This is a genomic window from Propionispora hippei DSM 15287, assembly GCF_900141835.1.
Classification (GTDB): domain Bacteria; phylum Bacillota; class Negativicutes; order Propionisporales; family Propionisporaceae; genus Propionispora; species Propionispora hippei.
The window spans coordinates 1-19,002 of sequence record NZ_FQZD01000055.1 but is presented as its reverse complement, the minus strand read 5'-3'; the positions used below and the strand labels follow the sequence as shown (position 1 = coordinate 19,002).

Below are 19,002 nucleotides of genomic sequence, written 5' to 3'. Positions count from 1 at the left end.
CGACAGTGAGGAGTATATTGCCAAGCTGCTGCCCTTTTTGGATGATGCGTTGGAAGAAGGAATGGTTATGATTGATGATGCGGAGGTTATCAAATATGGCCGCCAGTTCTCCAAGGAGCAGTAGCGGAGTTAATTGTTTGTGTTGGGTTGCAGCCTTTTGAGAAGAGGACCTGTGTGACATGGTGGCGTAGCGGCTCAGTATCGTGGACGGATTTCTAGGGAACCGCTGATTTAATAAACCTGCCGGCCTGGCGAGAGATTTTTTCGGCTGGCAAGGAAGTAAAACCGCAGGAATAGCGGTCCCTATTTCAAGGTTTTGCTGACGCAGCCAGACGGAAAAAGATCCGTCAGGATGTGCATTGTAAATAAATTAGTGATTCCCTAGCTGCATGGCTGAGAACAGGTGTCGCCAAACTGTTCTACCGATGAAAGATTACATGCTATACGAGGGAGAGTGGAGAAAGTGATTTCTGTACAGTTGCCTAATGGCAGACAGTATGAATTCCGCCATGCGGTATTTGATTTTAATGGAACATTGGCAGAGGAAGGAAGAATAAGTGAGGACGTGCGTCACTTACTGGTTGAGCTGTCAGCCAAGATACAGGTATCCGTAATAACGGCAGATACGTTTGGCTTGGCACGCCAGGCACTGGCAGACTTGCCGGGAGTGGAACTTATTATATTGGAGCCGGGACAAGATGGTACAGATAAAGCCCGGTATGTTCAAACGTGGGGTTCTGAGCATACCGTAGTCATCGGTAATGGCGTCAATGATCAACCCATGTTTTTTATTGCCGGGCTGCGAATCTGCGTATTAGGCCCGGAAGGAGCCGGGGCGTGCCTGCTGTCGCTGGCAAACGTTGTGGTTCAGTCGCCGGTGGAGGCCATCAAACTGCTTTTACAGCCCCAACGGCTGATTGCAACGTTACGAAGCTAAGGCTGCTTTAACAAGGGTTGGCGAATGCCCCAAAAAGTTGATCAACAGGGCGGCGGGTTTTTTCTTAGAGGGTATCCAGCCTATGGCGGCAGAGTGTCCTGGCAGGTGCTGCTGTGTGTTATGACACTAGGGAAACAGGAGGAAAGTTGCCGGATGCTTGACGGGGACACTTCCCAATTGTTACAATAAGAGTAAGTAAGAGAGCGATGGAGTTCGCTCCAATCCTGGCTGGCCAGGTGATGACTCCTACCGGAAAACGGTAGGAGTCTTTGTTTTTTTACATACAGAAAGGAGGGAACACACATGCCGTCGCTGACTGATGCCTGGGCCCGCCAGGTTATTTCCCGGGAGGAATTTCCCGAATCGTTTTGGCCGTTTGTCGACTTTAACCGGCCTTTGCCGTATTTGATTTATTCGCCGCCCGATGCTTGGGGCAATCGTAAAGTGAACGCCCGACTGACGGTATTGTCCGAACAGGGAGTTACGGTGTTGGAAAATACGCCAGGAGGGGTTAGCAGTAGTGAGTGGTTGTTTGACGAGATCGATTATGTGGAACAGGGGGCAGTACATTTGTATTCCTGGCTGCGGCTGAGCGGCGTTCCAGGTGGGCGGCCGGCTTCGGTTCAGGTAGAATATAACGCGGTCGTGGCGCCGCTGTTTACCCGGATAGTGCAGGCTGTCCGCCGGAGCTGGACCGGAACAGGCAATGCATCGTTGGTGGAGGAACAGGCCAAACTGGCCGGGTTGGCCGCCGCGGACTACAAATTCTGGAGTTATGCCCGGGACAGCCTTCTGCCGGGAGAACGGATATTGGGGCAGGTGTATCAGCCGGAGATCGACGTTCCGTGGCTGCTGTTTTTTCAGCGCCGTGTAGTGCCTGCTTATGTAAGTGTGTTGACCGATAAGGAACTGATTTGCATAAGTGACGACGGCAGCGACGGAAATACCGGCCGGTATGGAATAGTACACCGGTATGTTCCGTTAACCAAGATTAAAGACTGGCAGTTGATACCGGCGATTGGTGAGCAGACCGGCATTTGGCGGTTACAGTTGACGGGGGAGGGCATCGCGTTATGCTTCTCGGCCCCGGTGCAGGATTACCTGTTGGAGTTGGCTGATTTACTGGAAGAGGTACGCGGCAAGAAAGCCAGCCTGCCGGGATGAGGGAGAGCGGTTGTTAATCAGTGGTTACCCAGAAACATAGGGGGTAGAAGACTATGCAAGAAAAAGACCCGGTTCTGCGAATATGTATCTATTTACAAACCACTGACCGTTACCGGGGCAGGTCGCTGTATCAAGCGGTGGTAGGGAAAGCCAAGTCCCTGGGAATTGTCAGGGTTGCTGCGCTGCAGGGCTGTATGGGGTATGGCGGCAGTGACACCTGGCATGTGGAACAGCCGTGGAAGCTTTGTCAGGAACTGCCGGTGATGATTGAGGTACTGGACCGGGAGTCCCGGCTTTGGCAGTTGCTGAACTGTCTTGATGATATGTGCAGCGACGGAATGGTGACGGTGGAATCGGTTAAAGAAACTGATTTTAAAAGGCTGGTTCCGGTGGCTCCGGCCGGCCGGTTATGGCTGAATCGGCTTTACCGGCTGCTGGGCTGTTTTAAACGCCGGGTATGCCTGATTTATTTGGTAAGTGGCGTCTGACCATGCCCGTGCTGAAACACGGAGCAGTGGCAGCTTGAGAAGGGAGAGAGCGGGATGAAATATGACCGTATGCCGGAACAGGAAGCCTGCCTGACCGGACTGCTGGAAGAGGCAGCCGGGCAGCTAAGGCAGGTTGGCAATCGATTTATCCCGCATGCTGTCCGGGTGGAAAACCTAGCGGAGCGGCTGAGGGAAAAACAATTTCATTTGGCGGTGCTGGGGCAATTTAAGCGTGGCAAAAGCAGCCTGATCAATGCTTTGCTGGGCGGCCCGTTTTTGCCGTCCAGCTTGGTGCCGGTGACGGCCCTACCGACCGTCATCCGCCAGGGGATCGGGCGGCGGGCATATATAACGTTTGCTGACGGACGGGAAGACCAGGGTGTGTTTGATGATGATGTGTCACTGGCAGACTATTTGAGCCGGTTTGTGGCGGAACAGGCCAACCCGGCCAATTGTTTGCAAGTGGAGCAGGTAATTGTAGAATATCCGGCAGCACTGCTGGCTGGCGGAGTCGTCCTAATTGATACGCCGGGCATTGGTTCTACTTTCCGGCATAATACGGACACGACGCTCCGGTTTCTTGCCCAGTGTGATGCCGCGCTGTTTGTTGTATCGGCCGACCCGCCGGTTACGGCGGCGGAATTGGCATTTCTGCAGATTGTGCAGCATCATGTCCGGCGTTTGTTTTTTGTGCTCAATAAGGCTGATCATCTCAGCGGTGAGGAACAGGATACCATGGTTAGCTTTTTGCGGCAGGTTTTGCGGGAACAGGCCGGCATAACAGTGGAAACCGTCTATCGGGTATCGGCCCGGCAGGCAGTTTTGGGCAAAGAGAGAGGTGATAGCCGTCTGCTGGCGGCTAGTGGGTTAGGCCTGCTGGAGGAGGCATTAACAGCTTTCTTCCGGCAGGAAATGCAGGCGGTACTGGCCGTGGCTATTGAAACCAAGCTGGCTGTCGTGCTGCGGGAGGCCTTGTTGGAGCTGGAGCTTGCCGTCCAGGTCCTGCTTATGCCGGTCGATGAATTGGCCGCCAAGCAGGCAACGCTGCGGCAGAAACTAACAGAATTGACCGCCGAAGAGCAGCAGGCCGATGACGTACTGGCCGGCGACCGCAAACGGGCTTTGGATTTTTTGGAGAAGCAGGCCGACGTCCTGCGGCGGAAGGCCCGGGACTACTTATCCCATGTGGTGGCAAAAGAGCTGAGCGGTGGTGAACGTCCCGGTCTGGAGCGGGACGCTCAGACTGCCTTGATGGCGGCTGTTGCTCCTTTCTTTGACCGGGAACTGTCAGCCACTGCCGACCAGTTTAGCGACTACCTGGCCGGTGTAATGGCTGTTCATCAGCAGCGGGCTGAGGCATTGATTCAGGCGGTACGTCAGACGGCGGCTACCATTTTTGCCCTTGATTATCAGGCGGTGGAGCAGGAGTTGACCTTTCAAATGAAACGTCAGCCCTATTGGGTAAAAACGGAATGGCAAACAGGCCTGGGGGGAATTCCCCACACCTGGCTGGAGGTACTGCTGCCGGCCTCATTTCGGTTTGTTCGTATCCGCAAGCGGCTGGAACGGCAGGTGGAAGCCCTGGTGCTGCGAAATGTGGAAAGCCTGCGTTGGGCTCTTTTACAGAATACGGAGGCGGCCTTTCATTCCTTCCGGGCAGCCTTTAGCGCCCGGCTGGCCGAGGCGGTGGACGGGACTGCCCAGGCAGTTGCCGCCGCGGCGGAGCAAAAACAGGGACAAACTGAGGATGTGGCAGACCGGTGCAGCCGGCTGCAGCGGGCTGCCAGGCAAATGCAGCAGCTTCTGCAGCAAGTAACTACCGTAGAGCCAGAGTTTGGCAAAGCGGTTGCTATTGACGCAGAATCAGACCGGCTGATATAATAAAGCCATATTTTTATAGCGGCGATGGAGTTCGCCTTTAAGTCCGTGCAGACGGTAATGACTCCTACCACTTAGGTGGTAGGAGTCTGTTTTTTTTCTGCCCGCTGCTAAGAACAAGTCTAATATAAGTTTAATTGGTGAAAAAATTAGAGTTAAATGTATTGATAGGTGTTTGCTAACAAATCTTATAGGTAATTTATCGAAGGAGGCGCTATGTATGAGCAGCAGGATTGTCAGTGTAAATGCGTTAGAAATTTTGGATTCCCGGGGGAATCCGACCATCCGGGTCAATATGGAACTGGCCGGTGGCAGCAGGGCATCGGCTTCGGTGCCTTCGGGCGCGTCTACCGGTGAGAATGAGGCACTGGAACTGCGGGACGGGGATAAGACGCGTTATGGCGGTAAGGGGGTTTTGCAGGCTGTGGCCAATGTCAACAATCGCATAGCCCCGAAACTGATCGGGCAGGATGCCGGCGATCAGGCGGCGATTGATCAGCTCCTGCTGGAGCTGGATGGTACACCGACTAAGGCCAATTTAGGCGCCAACGCCATTCTGGGCGTTTCCATGGCGGCTGCCCGGGCCGCAGCGATAGAACGGGGCTTGCCACTCTATGCCTATCTGGGCGGCAGCGAGGCGGTGCGGCTGCCGGTGCCGATGATGAATATTTTAAACGGCGGCAAGCATGCCGACAACAGTGTGGATTTTCAGGAGTTTATGGTTATGCCGGTCGGCGCGCCTACCTTTGCCAAAGCCCTGCAATATGGTGTGGAAACCTTTCACGCGCTCAAAAAGCTTTTGGGACAACAGGGTTATGCCACCAGCGTGGGTGATGAGGGCGGCTTTGCACCTAACCTGAAGAGCAATGAGGAGGCCTGCGAGTTGATTATCGAGGCCATCCGGTCAGCCGGCTATGTGCCGGGTGTGGATATTGCTCTGGCACTTGACCCGGCAGCCAGTTCGTTTTATGAAAATGGTCAGTATCATTTAACAAAATCAGGGCAGGGAGTAAAGAGCAGCAGTGAAATGACGGCGCTGTACAAGGAATGGGCCAAGAAATATTACCTGGTTTCTCTGGAAGACGGATTAGCGGAAAATGACTGGGACGGCTTCCGGGAGCATACGGCAGCCCTCGGTCAGGCGTTGCAGATTGTAGGCGACGATATTTTTGTCACCAATACCAAATTCATTGCCCGCGGCATTAAGGAGAAGACCACCAATGCGGTGCTTATTAAGCTAAATCAGATCGGTACGGTGAGCGAGACGGTGGAGGCCATAAAAATGTGCCGCCAGGCCGACTGGAATTATGTTGTTTCCCACCGTTCCGGCGAGACCGAAGATGCGTTCCTGGCCGATTTTGCCGTGGCCATGGGCGGCGGCCAGATCAAGACCGGTTCGGCTTGCCGCAGCGAACGCATTGCCAAATATAACCGCCTGTTGGAGATTGAGGCCGAGCTGGGCGGAAAAGCTGTCTTCGGCAATCCTTTTGCCGCCCAATGACAGGCTGGCCGGTTGGGTTTTCAGGCAGTACGGCGTAAAAACCGGCGATGGAGTTCGCCATAACCCCGCAGTGAACGCGGTAATAACTCCTACCTTCCCTAGGGTGTGTTGGCAAATGGTTCGGAGTGCTTTGAAGCGTGCTTTTTTGACATCCATCGTTAAAATTTTTAGAAGTAAGGGCCATTCTTCTTGCGAAGATTGTCTTTTCACAAAAATTATTCGACATGGAACATTCCGCTAATTTAAAACACACCCCGGGAGTATTAGTCAAGGACTAACAAGGAGGTAGCTGTCAATGGAACAGAACTTTGCTATTGCCGCGCAGTGGGTGCTGCTGGCCCTTATTGCCACCGTCCTGTCTATCCGGCTGGGCATTTCGGTGGCGCTGATGGAGATTGCCGTGGGTGTGATTGGCGGCAACGCCGTGCATTTGGAGATTACACCGTGGGTTACATTTTTAGCCGGCTTTGGTGCTGTGGTATTAACCTTTCTCGCCGGGGCTGAGATTGATCCCGACAGCCTCAAAGGCAACCTGAAAGAAAGTCTGGTGATTGGCTTTTTGTCGTTTCTGCTGCCCTTTCTGGGCGGTATGTGGTTTGCCGAGTATGTGTTCGGCTGGGATGGTAATGCCGCTAAAATTGCCGGCATTGCGCTGTCAACCACCTCGGTGGCCGTCGTATATGCCGTCATGGTAGAAAGCGGGCTGTCGGCCAGTCGACTAGGGCAAGGCATTCTGGCGGCCTGCTTTGTCACTGATTTGGGGACGGTGCTGGCCTTAGGACTGCTCTTTACCGGATTTTCGCTAAAGGTTGTCTGGTTTACGGCGGTTATGATTGTAGCCGTAGTGGTTATTACCCCGCTGTCTGCCAGGGTATTCAAATGGTATGGCGGACGAGTCAGCGAGCCGGAAATCAAGTTTATTTTTCTGGTACTCTTGGCTTTGGCCTACCTGGCGGTGATCAGCGGCAGCGAAGCGGTACTGCCGGCCTATATTATCGGCATGGCCATGGCCCGCTTTTTCAAGCATTACAAGCCAACGTTGACGAAGATGCGGGCTATTGTGTTTGCCGTTTTTACGCCGTTTTATTTCATTAAAGCGGGAGTACTGGTATCGGTGGGCGCTTTGTATACGATGTCCGGGACCATCCTGGTTTTCCTGCTGATCAAGATGGCGACTAAATTTATCGGCGTACTGCCGGCGACTAACTGGTTTCACTATACACCGCGCACCGGTATTTACACTACCTTGCTAATGAGCACCGGCCTGACCTTTGGCACCATTTCGTCCCTGTACGGACTAACTAACCATTATATTAATGAGGGACAGTACAGTGTACTGGTGGCAACCGTCATTTTGAGTGCTGTGGTGCCGACGATGATCGCCCAAAAGTGGTTTTTCCCGACAGATGAGACCAGCGAATCGCCGGCAGTGATAAAAAACATGGTTATCAGGGAGAGGGAGGCCGATTGACATGGATCTGAAAAAAATAGTTGTGGCCTATGACGGCTCAGCCGGCAGCCACAAGGCGTTAGTCTGGGCGGTAGGCCTGGCTGCCAGGTTTGAGGGGGCGACGATGGTCGTAGTCAGCGTGGTTAAGCCCCCTGAATTTAGCTCCAGCATTGACGAAGTGGATGAATGGTACGCCGATGGGGAGAAACAGTACCGGCCGCTGCTGGAGCAGGCTGTGGTTTATGGTGAGGAACAGGGGATTTTTCTACAGACGGAAATCCTAAAGGGCCATCCGGCAGAGAGCCTGATGCGCTACGCTGTTGATCGCAGGGCCGATTTGATTGTCATGGGTACCCGGGGCATGGGCGGATTTAAAAGTCTGATTATCGGCAGTGTGGTGCAAAAGGTGGTTACCTATGCTAAAGTGCCGGTTGTTGTGGTAAAATAAAGATAGCATATCAAAAAATGTTAACGAAGTATGGTACAAAAAGCGCTGTTAGGGTTGTTTCGGATAATTAAGCACTCTCTGAGGCTAATGAAAAAATTACAAAAATACGGCCCGGTAGCTGGCTGGCCCGGGCCGTATTGGCTGCCGTGGTGGCAGCCGGCGACCAGGCTGCAAAGGATCATACACGCTGCTATACCGGTTTAGGTGGTTGTAGGCAGCAGGGCTATAAAAAGTTGATTGGTATCAAGTTGAAGGAGGAGTCTTTGTGCCCAAAATTGCGAGTCAGGCCAAACGATTACGGATTTATATCGGGGAAAGCGATCACTGGAAACGGCGTTCTTTGTATCAAGCCATTGTGGAGAAGGCTAAGGAACTGGACATGGCAGGAGCGACGGTGTTCCGCGGCATCGTGGGTTATGGGGCCAACAGCCGGATTCATACGGCCAGTATTGTGGATTTATCCAGTGATTTACCCATTTTAGTGGAGATTATCGACAGCGAGGATTATGTTGCCAAGCTATTACCTTTTCTGGATGATATGCTGGAGGAGGGAATGGTTACGATTGACGATATAGAAGTTATCAAATACGGTCATAAGCCGCCAAAACGATAACAGAGTAATGGTTGAAGCAAGAGAGGTGAAAGTATATGTTGGGAATTGTTTTAGTAGCGGTCGGCGGTGGCATTGGTTCAGTCATCCGGTATTTAGTGTCCAACTGGATGGCGGAGCGATTTGGCCCGGAGTTTCCCTTTGGGACGTTGCTTGTCAATGTGGTAGGGTGCTTTATTATCGGTTTGTTTTTGACAATGGCCACCGAGCGGTTAAGCATCAGCCCCTACTGGCGACTGCTTGTCGCCGTTGGTTTAATAGGCGGTTTGACTACGTTTTCATCCTTTAGTTATGAAACGCTGCGATTGCTGCAAACTGCCGATGTCTTGCGGGCTTTTTATAATGTAGGACTTAATTTGGGAATCGGCTTTTTTGCTACCTGGCTGGGGATTGGTATTGCCAGACTGTTTTAAGGAAAGAATTATTTCCTGGGAAAAGATGGGGAATGTGAACCATCTAGCCCAGGTTTATTCTTTTTCCGGATAATCAGGGATCTTTCGCCGGAGATAGGTTTTTAACTAATAGGCAGAACGGCGAAGATTGTCAATACCGGAGAGGAACAGGACGCGGGTATAGCGAAGTACTGTCCAGATAAACCACCAGAAGGAATGGGGTGATGCTGTATGGAGGATAAAACGAAAAACACGATTGCCGCCTATAACGAAAATTATCAGCGGTTTGCTGAAAAATTCATGAACTATACTCCCTACGTTAGGCAGATTGGAAAATTTTCCGACTATCTAAAAGACGGAGCTTGTATTTTGGATATTGGCTGTGGTCCGGGGAATGTGGCCAGGCAGCTCTGTGCGGCGAAACGGCTGGAGATTACAGGCATTGATCTCTCGGAAAAAATGCTGGAATTGGCCAGACAGCATGTTCCACAGGGAAAGTTTTATTTGCAGGATTCGCGAGAAGCAGTGTTCCCGGCAGCAGCTTTTGATGCGATTATTCTCTCGTTCAGCATTGTGCATCTGGAAACGGAAGCGGCTAAACGTCTCTTGGCTCGTGCTGCAGAATGGTTAAAGCCAGGCGGTTATCTATATGTAAGCTTTATGGAGGGTAAGCAGCCCGGTTTTGAAACCACCAGTTTTTCACAGGATGCGCTATATTTTAATTATTTTCAGGAAGCCGCTTTAAGAAGTCTCCTGGCTGAAAATCAGGTGGTTTGTATCCACAGCGAGAAACAGAAGTATCCTGAGCCTGATGGAAGTGTGACAACAGATGTCTTTTTATTTGGGCATAAGAAAGAACTTTAGTACCTTACAGGGCGCTAAAAAAGCGGCCTGTTCTTTTTATGGAACAGACCGCGGTTAATACTGGATATGAGGTTGGGCAAAGCAATCAATCGCCTGACAGGAACCGACACTATACGGCAGTTTTAGCCAGCCGGGTACTCATATGGATATTCATTTCTTTAAAGGCATGGATAAAGGCTTCCAGGGGAGTCAGCGTATAGGTGCCTGTGGAATAAATGGCTGTGTCGGCGACAGCGCCGGTCTTTGCGTCATAGATTGTCTGAGTCAGGGTGATATAATAGGTATTCTTTTCTTGCTTAACGCGGCTGGCACTGACTTCGGAGGCAATGACCCAGCGGCAGCCGGAGGCCGCTGCTGCCTGTTGCCAGGAATTCGGCATGTCCGCAGGTGTTACCTGGCGGGAGAAAGTGCGGCGGTATTCATCCTGCAAAGCTTCATTCATATACCAAAATTCGCTGGTTAGGTTCTCGGGCAAGCTGTTTTTCAGCGGCAAGATATAGGCACTATCCTGGCTGGACCCGGCAAAGGCTGGAAAAGCGGGAAGCGGCATGCCGGCTTCCATAGCCAGGCGACGTTTGTCATAATAATTTTTGATGGCCGAATCGATATAACCTGTTAACTGATGGGAATCGCTTACGAAAGCCGGGGCCGGCCATTTTATTTCCCGGCCAAACTGCTGATAGCCGCCAACCAGTGTTTGCAGCGCGCCGGTGACCGGATCGCCGGACTGGACGACGCGGGTTACCGGCAAGATCGGGGCGAACTTGCTGGCGAAAGCAGCATTTCCTACAGCGGGGGCGCCGAAGGTGATAACCGCCAGCTGGCCGGAAGTCATGCCGCTGCTGATTAGTCTTGCGCCGCCCAGGGTAGCAGCGGCACCGCCGAGGCTGTGTCCGGTCAGATAGAGTTTGCGGTCTTTGTTCGCCGCCAGCAGATCGAGCAGCGCCAGGCTGCCCTGGCGGGGGCCGCGCAGTGTGGCCGTCGGTCCGGCCTGCAGGAATTGGTAAAAACCCTTATGGACTTTAGGCTCGGTATCAGGTACATTCTTTTTAGCCGCGGCGGCGGAAATTTCTTCATCGGTAGTGCCGGTGAAATATACTTTATCTACTTTAAGGTCAAGTTTAACATCCTTTTCATTTTCCGTACCGACAATGGCGATAAAATAAAAGGGTGTATTCTTTTTCTGGGCAATCAGGTACCGAACGCCCGAGCGGCCCTGGGGCTGAACATAATGGTCAATTTGCCAGCCGTCCTGCTCCAGGTAGCGGGTGCTTAATTCGCCAAGACGGTCGCTATAGGCTGCTGCGCTTGTGGTGGCAGCCAGATAAATTTTATAAGCTTCTTCATAATCTTCCTGGGGTCCGGCCCAGGCGGCGGCCGAAGGATAGATTAGAAGGCAAAGAACAAGCAGCAGGCGCAAAAATGGCTTCATAGCCGCACCTCCTTCCGTAGAATCCGGACTGAACAGTCAGTTGTACTATTCAAATTATAGGAGCAGCTACAAGCGGCTGTCAAGGCGTACTGGATGGATATATTTTCCTATCCGGTCAGGAGAGGGTATTTTTTAATAGATAGCAGGTGTTTTCCATAAGGGTTAGTCCCTTGACTTGAGTGAATAGCAGGTTAGCTTGCAGTGATCTTTTTACCCTGCAAGCTAACCTGCTATTTTAAATGCTACAAGATACTAGCCTTTTTATCCAAAGATAATTATAATTATCAGTAAACAGACAAGGTTTGCCGGGAGCATAAAGCGAGAGGGTTTCCGGAAAAATATACGTAAGGGGAGCGAAAAGTACGTTGCCCAGAAGGAGGCAGCCGTGAAAAAGTTTTTTTTACTAAGTGGTACCGCACTTTTTATTGTAGGTCTTTTCCTGTTTCGTACAACGGCGGCGGAAGATCCGGTAGATACACAGGCGGTAACAACGGCTGGCCAAACGGTTGTGAAAAAAATGTACCGGCCGGATAAACCGGAGGCAACCGTGGAGTTTTCTCAGCAGGATCCGGCATCCTTAAAGCCTGTGCTGCGCTGGACCAAGGTGGAGTCAGCCGTGGCTTATGAACTTGAGTTGTTTCAGGAAAATCCGGGTGTGTATGATGATCCACGTTTCCGGCCGGCACCGTTTTTTTCAACTTCCCATATTTATGTTAATGGCTATAACGTCGATCTAAGCGACCAATTAGAACAAGATTATTTTTATTGGCGGGTCCATGGCCTGAATTTGGACGGACAGCGCGTCGGGGAAGATTCCGACGTGCAAAAGGTGTATGTGGACCGGGACAAGGACATTCAGCTAAAGCCGATTCCTACCTCGGTTTTTAATCAAACGGCGGGCAGTGTGTTGCTTTATCCGGTATATGCCTGGATTCCTGTAGCTGGGGCGGACAAGTATGAAGTAGAAATTCTCGATGATCTGCCGGAAAATCCTAATGATATAGAACCTTCGCAGCATCGCATCGACTCGGCCATTGCCGTGGGCTTTGACTATTATGATCCCACGCCCCGAGTCGGCAGAAAGCCTTTTTATTGGCGGGTACGGGCAATGGATCAGGAAGGCAATCCGGTGGGGGTCTATTCGGATGCCGGCAAATTTGGTGTTGCCGCCGGCGCCGCTTTTGATGTGGCCACTTACGGCGACAGTATTACCCATGGCGGCGGTGCGGTATCGTATTCACCGTCGGACTGGGAATACAGCTACCAGCACTATCTGAACTTTCCGGTGATTAATCTGGGTAAGAGTGGCGATACCAGCGCGACGATGGTGGAGCGCTTTGAACAGGATGTGCTGCCGTTCAAGCCCCGTTACCTGATCATTATGGGAGGCTCCAACAGTATGCGCGGCGGTTATGCAGCGGAGGATATTATTGAGGATTTGACTGCTTTAAAGAAAAAATGCCTGGCCAATGGGATACGGCCTGTTTTCTTGACGCTGCCGCCAATTAATCCGGATAATATTAAGCGTGCGTTTGACGAACCGACTGCGGAGGATTGGCAGCAAGAACGGCAGAAAATCAATGACTTCATCCGGATGCAAGACTACATTGATGTAGCTCAGGGCATGGAGTCGCCAGAGGGATTATTGCCGACCGAATTGGCGACAGACGGACTGCATTTGGATATTAAAGGAAAACAAATGATGGCTGCCGCTATCAACGCTAACTGGGGTCGCATTACCGGCACGGCCAGTTTAGGTAAATGAGCTTCCGGTTGGTTTATAGCGTAAATGTGATTATACCATCAAAGAAGGCGACTATTTGCTCTTTTTGATGGTATAATAATTTGAGACGGCAATTAGGTGAATGCCGCAGCGGAGATACTCCGGTACAACAACAGGTGTGTTCTATTAGAATTAATAGGGTTATGAAGGAAGGGATGAACATGTCCATAAAATTGCCACCACGGATTGCTGCGTTTATGGAGGCAAAGTCCAGCGGTGACAGGCAGGCGTTTGTGGCCTGCTTTGCCGAGGAGGCGGTTGTTTATACCGAAGGGCAGGAATTTCGCGGCAAGGAAGCGATCCGGCAATGGTTTGAAAATAGCGCGAAATTTAAAAATCAGTATTTGGTTATGGGTTTTAGGGCCAAACGGCAGGAGTCGATTTTATCCGCCCGGGTTTCCGGGGACTTTACGGGCAGTCCGCAATTATTGGATTACTTCTTTACAACTCAGGCCGGCTTGATCACAAGCTTAAGAATCCTAGCACGGGAGGACTTGTAAGAACGCTGCCGGGCATGTGGTATAAATGAAAACGGCGGGATTTTTGACAAGATTCATCCTATTTGCTATAATATTTTGCGTACAATGGAATATGCGTCTGTAGCTCAGGTGGATAGAGCAGCGGTTTCCTAAACCGCAGGCCGCAGGTTCAAATCCTGCCGGGCGCACCAGTAAAATCAACACTTCCGAGGTTTAGCCGAGGAAGTGTTTTCTCTTTGTGTGACAATAATGTGACAATGAAATAAGTGTGACAAAGAAAGTCACAAGGCGTGTGACATTGATGTGACAATGTTTAGCGACCTTGTGACTATACTTTTATTTATCCTTTATCTGTCTTTCAATCCATTCGTCTAATTTATCTTTTTGGATACGCCAATGTTTACCTACCTTAAAAGCAGGGAAGTCATCCAGTTTAACCAACATATAAATTTGTCTAACAGGAACTTTCAAATAATCAGCAGTTTCATCTATCGTTAGAATTTCCACTTATACTTCACTTCCCATCCTTCAACTTTTGGATGACCTTTAAGCAATTCATCAGCATCCAAGTGGATTTCAGCGGAGATAGCCTTGTCAGTAGCGTAGTTCCTTTGGGCTTCAATCGGTATATACACGTCTCCATTGTGGGAACCTATACCAGTACCTATCTCCCAATTCTTTTTGTACTCCTGTTTGACTTTCTCTCTTTCGATAGTCAGAGCGGAGTTAATAACCTTGGTCATGTCTACCTCTTGGGTAACGACAGCCTTAGTACCGTCCTTTGCAATCTCTTTGGAGACCACAGGGACTTCCACAGTAGCACCATTTATATTGGCCTTGTAGTGTTGAGTCACTTCAAGGTCATTATCATTTTTAGAGGTCTTAGGGACTACCTGAAGAGAAGTCTTTTGTTCTACCTTTGCATCCTTAACGGTCTCTGGGATAACATTGGGTATCGTAGCCTTCGGTTTCGTTAAGTACCATGTAAGCGTAGCGGTAGCGATGACCAATAGAACCACACAGAGAATTTCCTTCTTGTGTGTCTTGATATAAGCAATAATAGCAGTCATGCCTTATGCACCTCCTAATAGAAACTCAAGGATTCTTTCGATGACCTGTAGAGCCTGAATGAGAATTGGCAGGTCAACCTTTAGGACACCAGTGGAGTTCAGTATCCATCCGATAGAGAAGAAGGAGCATAAAGCAATAGTGAAGATACATACAGCAACAGTAAGTCTGTCTTTCCAAGTCATAGGGATACCTCCTTATCAGTAATCAATAATAAAAATAGGCTGAAGGAATTATCATTAAAGACAACACCTTCAGCCATATCAAGGAGGAGCAATTCAATAGAGGACTTGTCGAGGTCATACCACAGGACACCATTGGATATGTATAAATTCTTATTCATACCTTGTGTGTATACTCTATGGTATATACCTTTCGTTCTCCCTCTGGGATATGCCGCAATTACCGACTTTGTGATATATGCCGCAATTAGGAGAACTCATTTAGCATATTTATACGAAGTCCTGAATAAATATCCGTACCTTTCTTGGGGGGTTGAGGTTTCTCTTCGATGTAGAAGACACCTCTATCCGGGTCAAGCCAAGCCTCTAGTTGTTCCTCTAGGAGTTCATCAAGACCAGTTTGAGCATCCCTGTCAAGAACCGAGAGCCAGTAAGCCACAGCGATTGTCACAGCATCCAAGCGGTCATCATGGGCCAATGCTCCTTTCTCCCGGCTGAGACGAGTCAACTGGTACACAAAGGAGTACACAGGGTTTACCTCATAGACCTTGTAGTCCTCCATGATAACTGAGCGGTTCACAATGAGTTTATGCCTCATCATGACAGGCTCCAGAGTATCAATGATACGGAGTTCCTTCTGCTTGGAGTGTTTTACTTCATTTACTACGCAGGGATGTATTTCATTGAGGATAGGCTTCAGTAATTGACCGAACATGCCATCACCATAGTTGGCCTCGTAGATAATCTCGTTGACCTTGTAGAACTTCGCTTTGGTAGCCAAGGCTCTCAAGGTAGCATCCGAGTATCCATCCTTATAGCCTCCCAATTCCATCAAGAAAAGGTAGCCATTTAGGAATTTGATGATAGCATAAGCAGTTTCGTCTTTACCACGACCGGAAGGGTCTATTGCCATCACAGTCCCGGTATACGGAGCGGTCTCCTCAGAGCGTAATAGGGCCGAATAAAAATAATCCCCCTTGAGTGCTACCGAGGGAACCTCATGTAGTCTCTTGGAGGGTTCTGAACACCATGACCACTTCAAGGATGCCTCCTCTGGGTCAAGGTCTGCCACTATTAGGTCTTGTACTTTCAATGGGTATTTCTCAGCATCGCTCAAGTTGGTATTCAAGAGGAACTGTAAGGCGAAGCCAGCACGTCCATAAGACAGCCTACGCTTCTCAACTTCCTCCTCATTGAAGCGGTCTGGGTCAGTTGGTTTACCTGCCCAATACTGAGGGTCTTCATCGTATTTCTCAGAGATGATAGGAGCCAAGCGTTCACCATAGAACTCCCGGTCTTTGGGAGTCTCAGGGTAAAGCACAGGCCAGATAATCGTCAAATAGCCTCTCTTCTGGAGTTCGTTGTATAGACTCATCTCGTTCTGAGGAGTGCCAAGGTAAATGATTTGACCTCCCGGTTTCAAGATAGCATCGAACTCTTTTACGGCCTCACCGAGTTTGTCACGTTGAACCTGAGTCCCGGAGTTGTTCGGAACCTCAACGTCATCTGCGATAAGAACGTCAGCACGAGAACCTGTAATTTGACCAGTGATACCCACGGATTTTACCGAGGGAGAAATGTCAGGAACAGCAGGGCCAACGTCAAAGAGATTCTGAGTATCACGTTGTCCCTGCTTTGGGAGTAATTCTTGTAGGAACGGAAGGGTCTGGATGATGCGCTTAATGAACACAGCGTTCGCATCGGCCCTGTCTTTAGATGCGGAGATAACGAGAACTTTTAACTGAGGATTTTTCCATAGCCGCCACACTACATAGGCACACGTCAGGAACGACTTAGCGACCCCACGGAACCCTTGGATAATATAGCGGTCACTTGGAGGATTCATGAGAGCCTTCGAGATGTCATACTGAATAGGAGTAGGCGAGGGAAGTCCGATACTTCGCCATACGATATAGACGAAGACCCGGAAGTCCTCCCACGCCTTTTTCACCTGTTCGTCAGTCCAATGGAGCATGTTAGTTCATTGGCTCCAAGTCATCGAAGATAGGAATATCCTCTGCACTCTGCTGAATCTTTTTGACACCCGGAGTCTCCGGTGAAGTTCTCAGTTGGTTCTCTTTTAGGAATTTCCTCACTTTCTCAAGGAAGGAAGGGTTCCTCCGCATCTCAGGGTCTTGTAGCCCTTCCAGAAGTGCATCGACCTCAAGTTTAGCCAAGAGGTCAAGCAACTTCGGGTCAATCTTTGCGTTCATAGAAACACCTCCTTAGTTAGTCACAAGGTAATCAACAAGCCCCTGTGCGATTGCTTCTGCGGCCTTCTGGCGAATATCATCACGGTTGATGTATTCTTCCTCATCGTAGTTCGACAAGAAGCATACCTCAGTCAACACAGCGGTCATATCGGTAAGCCGCAGGACAGCATAATTGGCAGTCTTCAAGCCACGGTCAGTCAGGCCCAAGCAAGCGACCAACTGGTTCTGAATGGATTGAGCCAGTTTGCTCCCTGCATCACTTCCAGCGTAGAAGAATGTTTCGGTTCCATGAGCCGCAGGGGAGCCAGCGTTCAAGTGAATAGACACGAAGATGTCTGCACCTGCATTGTTGGCTACCGAAGCACGGTAACTCAGGGAGTCCGATGGAGCATCCACTACATCGTTTTTGGTCATAATAATAGCCGCTCCCCAACGATTCTGAAGGATAGCGGCAACACGGTTCGAGATGTCCCAAGCAACAGTAGCCTCATCGGTTCCCATCGGGCCTACACAGCCGGGGTCAATTCCGGGGCCAGCATGTCCGGGGTCAATACAAATAGTTTTTCCTTTTAGTAACATTATTGGTTATCCCCTTTCTTATTTACGTTTTTGATAGTCTTGTAGAGCAAGCATCCACACTGTACGAGAATGTAGATGATAGTGGCGATATACACCCAATCAGACAACGGAACTCCCATGAACGAGGTCACAGAGACCCCAGCAGGAGGCGAGAGTTTCACCAGTTCGTTGCGAATCTCTTGGTTATCCATTAGCCCACCTCCTCGTTAGGAGCAACAGGCCACACAGGGTTCTCAGGGTCACAAGTATCAGGGAAGTCCCTCAGAGCGGCCCAATAAGCCTCCCATTTTGCGTATTCCTCTGCAGGGAGTTTCTGTTCAGGTGTTCCGGTTAGTTGTCGCATGAACACCCACGCAGTATCATTGAGTTTCCTGTCTCGTTCTGCCTTGATTCTCGCAAGGAGTTCTTCACGAGTCGGTTTAGGAGGCTCAATGGTTTTAATCACACCATCCACAAGTTGAATCCGAGGGAAGGGGAGATTGTGGTCTCCCTCAACCGCCACTTCACCTCTCGTTCTTAAATCATCTGTGTTTGGCTCAAAGTCACAAGTAGCAAGCGGTTTACCTGCTGAGTCAAAGATATACCACATATCACTTCACCCCTATAATGATGTAGTTAGCGATACCGTTAGCCAGCCAGCCACCTAGTTCGTAGATGTACGTCCTTGCAGTCACTACCCTGTTGGCATCAGCGGCGCACTGACTCAAGTAGTGGATATACGCAGGGCCACCTTCATATACGTCCCATGAGTTCTGGTGGTCGTAGTTCATCGAGACGAACCACTTACACTGGTCTTGAGTAAAACCTGAAGGTAACGGAATAGTTCCTCCGTGGTTTACTGTGCCAGTGAGAATAGCGATGTCACCAGTTGTAATTGAGCGTTTCCAAGCGGCGTTTACTTCTCCAGCATTATTTACCACACGAGCGTAGAAGTTCTTATTGACGGAATCCATAGTCAACTGGAAGAACTTAGGATTATCCGGTGTGCTTGAAGGATGAAGGATGTTCAGGACATACCAATCAGAGCCAGTTCCAGCCCCGGTGTAATAGAACCCAGACGGTAAATGCAGGTGAACAGAATCCTTCACTTGAGGGACAGAACCAAGGCCATACCCGGAAGGAGCAAACTTTCCATCTGCCTCCGCTTTGGTATACCCTGCGGCGTTGTTTGTCTGTTGCATGTAGTTGTATGCCTGAGTCGCCGAATTAGCCGCATTGGAGGCCGAGGTAGCCGATTGAGAGGCACTATTAGCCGCATTGGTCTCTGAGGTCTTAGCGGCGTTCTCTGAAGCCTTGGCGTTGGTCTCTGAGGTCTTAGCGGCGTTCTCAGAAGCCTTGGCATTGGTCTCTGAGGTCTTAGCGGCAGTCTCAGAGGCTTTCGCATTGAGTTCCGAAGTACGAGCCGCAGAAGCACTCGCAGAGGCATCATTGGCCTTAGACTGAGCGAAGTTCGCTTGAGCAGTCGCTTGGTCAACCTTGGCCTGAGAAGCCTGAATGTACCCTGCCTGAGTAGACTCAAAGTATCGCTTATTGA

The 19,002-nt window shown here is 50.2% G+C and carries 23 protein-coding genes, 1 tRNA gene and 3 riboswitches; of the genes, 14 read left to right on the top strand and 10 right to left on the bottom strand.

Going from position 1 to position 19,002, the window contains the following annotated elements; genetic code table 11:
- Positions 1 to 463: 463 nt before the first annotated feature.
- The 11 genes from F3H20_RS18640 to F3H20_RS18595 all read left to right on the top strand — a co-directional run bounded on the left by F3H20_RS18640 (position 464) and on the right by F3H20_RS18595 (position 9,732).
- Positions 464 to 937: an HAD family hydrolase gene (locus F3H20_RS18640; RefSeq protein ID WP_149736344.1), complete on the top strand. Its 474-nt coding sequence runs from the start codon at positions 464 to 466 to the stop codon at positions 935 to 937.
- Between the two features lie 24 nt (positions 938 to 961).
- Positions 962 to 1,126 carry a hypothetical protein gene (locus F3H20_RS20030; RefSeq protein ID WP_188128414.1) on the top strand — a complete coding sequence of 55 codons (165 nt, stop codon included), beginning with the start codon at positions 962 to 964 and terminating at the stop codon, positions 1,124 to 1,126.
- 4 nt (positions 1,127 to 1,130) lie between these two features.
- Positions 1,131 to 1,193: riboswitch (Fluoride riboswitch) on the top strand.
- A gap of 47 nt (positions 1,194 to 1,240) precedes the next feature.
- Positions 1,241 to 2,101 (top strand): hypothetical protein, encoded by an 861-nt coding sequence (locus F3H20_RS18635; protein ID WP_149736343.1) that lies wholly within the window; start codon positions 1,241 to 1,243, stop codon positions 2,099 to 2,101.
- Positions 2,102 to 2,154: 53 nt separating this feature from the next.
- A complete protein-coding gene (locus F3H20_RS18630; protein ID WP_149736341.1) occupies positions 2,155 to 2,589 on the top strand; it encodes a DUF190 domain-containing protein in 435 nt (144 codons plus the stop codon).
- 54 nt (positions 2,590 to 2,643) lie between these two features.
- Positions 2,644 to 4,470, top strand: a complete 1,827-nt coding sequence (locus F3H20_RS18625; protein WP_149736340.1) for a dynamin family protein — start codon at positions 2,644 to 2,646, stop codon at positions 4,468 to 4,470.
- A gap of 11 nt (positions 4,471 to 4,481) precedes the next feature.
- A riboswitch (Fluoride riboswitch) is annotated at positions 4,482 to 4,544 on the top strand.
- Positions 4,545 to 4,687: 143 nt separating this feature from the next.
- Positions 4,688 to 5,968, top strand: coding sequence for a phosphopyruvate hydratase (gene eno, locus F3H20_RS18620; protein ID WP_149736338.1), 1,281 nt, complete (start codon positions 4,688 to 4,690; stop codon positions 5,966 to 5,968).
- Positions 5,969 to 6,002: 34 nt separating this feature from the next.
- Positions 6,003 to 6,067, top strand: a riboswitch (Fluoride riboswitch).
- Between the two features lie 196 nt (positions 6,068 to 6,263).
- Entirely contained in the window at positions 6,264 to 7,439 is a 1,176-nt protein-coding gene (locus F3H20_RS18615; RefSeq protein ID WP_149736337.1) for a cation:proton antiporter, read from the top strand.
- A gap of 1 nt (position 7,440) precedes the next feature.
- A complete protein-coding gene (locus tag F3H20_RS18610; protein WP_149736335.1) occupies positions 7,441 to 7,866 on the top strand; it encodes a universal stress protein in 426 nt (141 codons plus the stop codon).
- Between the two features lie 265 nt (positions 7,867 to 8,131).
- Positions 8,132 to 8,479: a DUF190 domain-containing protein gene (locus F3H20_RS18605; RefSeq protein ID WP_149736334.1), complete on the top strand. Its 348-nt coding sequence runs from the start codon at positions 8,132 to 8,134 to the stop codon at positions 8,477 to 8,479.
- Positions 8,480 to 8,514: 35 nt separating this feature from the next.
- The gene (crcB, locus tag F3H20_RS18600) at positions 8,515 to 8,889 is read left to right on the top strand and encodes a fluoride efflux transporter CrcB (protein WP_149736333.1); all 375 of its coding nucleotides are present in this window, start codon (positions 8,515 to 8,517) and stop codon (positions 8,887 to 8,889) included.
- A 210-nt stretch (positions 8,890 to 9,099) separates the two neighbouring features.
- Complete coding sequence (locus tag F3H20_RS18595) at positions 9,100 to 9,732, top strand: class I SAM-dependent methyltransferase (protein ID WP_223191854.1); 633 nt, start codon at positions 9,100 to 9,102, stop codon at positions 9,730 to 9,732.
- A gap of 109 nt (positions 9,733 to 9,841) precedes the next feature.
- Here the strand turns inward: F3H20_RS18595 and F3H20_RS18590 are convergent, their stop codons facing one another.
- Positions 9,842 to 11,164, bottom strand: coding sequence for a lipase family protein (locus F3H20_RS18590; RefSeq protein ID WP_149736332.1), 1,323 nt, complete (start codon positions 11,162 to 11,164; stop codon positions 9,842 to 9,844).
- Positions 11,165 to 11,549: 385 nt separating this feature from the next.
- Between F3H20_RS18590 and F3H20_RS18585 the strand changes: the two genes are divergently transcribed.
- From F3H20_RS18585 to F3H20_RS18575, 3 genes are all read left to right on the top strand, one after another.
- Complete coding sequence (locus F3H20_RS18585; protein ID WP_223191853.1) at positions 11,550 to 12,929, top strand: GDSL-type esterase/lipase family protein; 1,380 nt, start codon at positions 11,550 to 11,552, stop codon at positions 12,927 to 12,929.
- Between the two features lie 179 nt (positions 12,930 to 13,108).
- Positions 13,109 to 13,447 carry a YybH family protein gene (locus tag F3H20_RS18580; RefSeq protein WP_188128413.1) on the top strand — a complete coding sequence of 113 codons (339 nt, stop codon included), beginning with the start codon at positions 13,109 to 13,111 and terminating at the stop codon, positions 13,445 to 13,447.
- Between the two features lie 93 nt (positions 13,448 to 13,540).
- Positions 13,541 to 13,617 (top strand) — tRNA-Arg (locus F3H20_RS18575).
- A gap of 145 nt (positions 13,618 to 13,762) precedes the next feature.
- Here the strand turns inward: F3H20_RS18575 and F3H20_RS18570 are convergent.
- The 9 genes from F3H20_RS18570 to F3H20_RS20025 form a co-directional block, all read right to left on the bottom strand.
- Positions 13,763 to 13,933, bottom strand: a complete 171-nt coding sequence (locus tag F3H20_RS18570) for a helix-turn-helix domain-containing protein (protein WP_149736329.1) — start codon at positions 13,931 to 13,933, stop codon at positions 13,763 to 13,765.
- Positions 13,921 to 14,496 (bottom strand): hypothetical protein, encoded by a 576-nt coding sequence (locus F3H20_RS18565; protein ID WP_149736328.1) that lies wholly within the window; start codon positions 14,494 to 14,496, stop codon positions 13,921 to 13,923. The genes F3H20_RS18570 and F3H20_RS18565 overlap by 13 nt, the downstream gene beginning before the upstream one ends.
- Before the next feature lie 3 nt (positions 14,497 to 14,499).
- The gene (locus F3H20_RS18560) at positions 14,500 to 14,679 is read right to left on the bottom strand and encodes a hypothetical protein (RefSeq protein WP_149736327.1); all 180 of its coding nucleotides are present in this window, start codon (positions 14,677 to 14,679) and stop codon (positions 14,500 to 14,502) included.
- A 244-nt stretch (positions 14,680 to 14,923) separates the two neighbouring features.
- Entirely contained in the window at positions 14,924 to 16,651 is a 1,728-nt protein-coding gene (terL, locus tag F3H20_RS18555; protein WP_149736326.1) for a phage terminase large subunit, read from the bottom strand.
- A 1-nt stretch (position 16,652) separates the two neighbouring features.
- Complete coding sequence (locus tag F3H20_RS18550; protein ID WP_149736325.1) at positions 16,653 to 16,889, bottom strand: hypothetical protein; 237 nt, start codon at positions 16,887 to 16,889, stop codon at positions 16,653 to 16,655.
- Positions 16,890 to 16,901: 12 nt separating this feature from the next.
- A complete protein-coding gene (locus F3H20_RS18545; RefSeq protein ID WP_149736324.1) occupies positions 16,902 to 17,468 on the bottom strand; it encodes an N-acetylmuramoyl-L-alanine amidase family protein in 567 nt (188 codons plus the stop codon).
- The gene (locus tag F3H20_RS18540; protein ID WP_149736323.1) at positions 17,468 to 17,659 is read right to left on the bottom strand and encodes a phage holin family protein; all 192 of its coding nucleotides are present in this window, start codon (positions 17,657 to 17,659) and stop codon (positions 17,468 to 17,470) included. Before F3H20_RS18540 ends, F3H20_RS18545 begins: the two co-directional genes overlap by 1 nt.
- Positions 17,659 to 18,057 (bottom strand): phage tail assembly chaperone, encoded by a 399-nt coding sequence (locus tag F3H20_RS18535; protein WP_149736322.1) that lies wholly within the window; start codon positions 18,055 to 18,057, stop codon positions 17,659 to 17,661. The genes F3H20_RS18540 and F3H20_RS18535 overlap by 1 nt, the downstream gene beginning before the upstream one ends.
- Position 18,058: 1 nt before the next feature.
- On the bottom strand, positions 18,059 to 19,002 hold a 944-nt coding region (locus F3H20_RS20025; protein ID WP_449421260.1), incomplete at its 5' end, for a hypothetical protein.

Bases quoted from the DNA above. Each gene is read 5' to 3' on its own strand.
- F3H20_RS20030 (WP_188128414.1), top strand. From the start codon at position 962: ATGCCCCAAAAAGTTGATCAACAGGGCGGCGGGTTTTTTCTTAGAGGG.
- F3H20_RS18635 (WP_149736343.1), top strand. From the start codon at position 1,241: ATGCCGTCGCTGACTGATGCCTGGGCCCGCCAGGTTATTTCCCGGGAG.
- F3H20_RS18630 (WP_149736341.1), top strand. From the start codon at position 2,155: ATGCAAGAAAAAGACCCGGTTCTGCGAATATGTATCTATTTACAAACC.
- F3H20_RS18625 (WP_149736340.1), top strand. From the start codon at position 2,644: ATGAAATATGACCGTATGCCGGAACAGGAAGCCTGCCTGACCGGACTG.
- eno (WP_149736338.1), top strand. From the start codon at position 4,688: ATGAGCAGCAGGATTGTCAGTGTAAATGCGTTAGAAATTTTGGATTCC.
- F3H20_RS18615 (WP_149736337.1), top strand. From the start codon at position 6,264: ATGGAACAGAACTTTGCTATTGCCGCGCAGTGGGTGCTGCTGGCCCTT.
- F3H20_RS18610 (WP_149736335.1), top strand. From the start codon at position 7,441: ATGGATCTGAAAAAAATAGTTGTGGCCTATGACGGCTCAGCCGGCAGC.
- crcB (WP_149736333.1), top strand. From the start codon at position 8,515: ATGTTGGGAATTGTTTTAGTAGCGGTCGGCGGTGGCATTGGTTCAGTC.
- F3H20_RS18595 (WP_223191854.1), top strand. From the start codon at position 9,100: ATGGAGGATAAAACGAAAAACACGATTGCCGCCTATAACGAAAATTAT.
- F3H20_RS18590 (WP_149736332.1), bottom strand. From the start codon at position 11,164: ATGAAGCCATTTTTGCGCCTGCTGCTTGTTCTTTGCCTTCTAATCTAT.
- F3H20_RS18580 (WP_188128413.1), top strand. From the start codon at position 13,109: ATGTCCATAAAATTGCCACCACGGATTGCTGCGTTTATGGAGGCAAAG.
- F3H20_RS18565 (WP_149736328.1), bottom strand. From the start codon at position 14,496: ATGACTGCTATTATTGCTTATATCAAGACACACAAGAAGGAAATTCTC.
- F3H20_RS18560 (WP_149736327.1), bottom strand. From the start codon at position 14,679: ATGACTTGGAAAGACAGACTTACTGTTGCTGTATGTATCTTCACTATT.
- terL (WP_149736326.1), bottom strand. From the start codon at position 16,651: ATGCTCCATTGGACTGACGAACAGGTGAAAAAGGCGTGGGAGGACTTC.
- F3H20_RS18550 (WP_149736325.1), bottom strand. From the start codon at position 16,889: ATGAACGCAAAGATTGACCCGAAGTTGCTTGACCTCTTGGCTAAACTT.
- F3H20_RS18545 (WP_149736324.1), bottom strand. From the start codon at position 17,468: ATGTTACTAAAAGGAAAAACTATTTGTATTGACCCCGGACATGCTGGC.
- F3H20_RS18540 (WP_149736323.1), bottom strand. From the start codon at position 17,659: ATGGATAACCAAGAGATTCGCAACGAACTGGTGAAACTCTCGCCTCCT.
- F3H20_RS18535 (WP_149736322.1), bottom strand. From the start codon at position 18,057: ATGTGGTATATCTTTGACTCAGCAGGTAAACCGCTTGCTACTTGTGAC.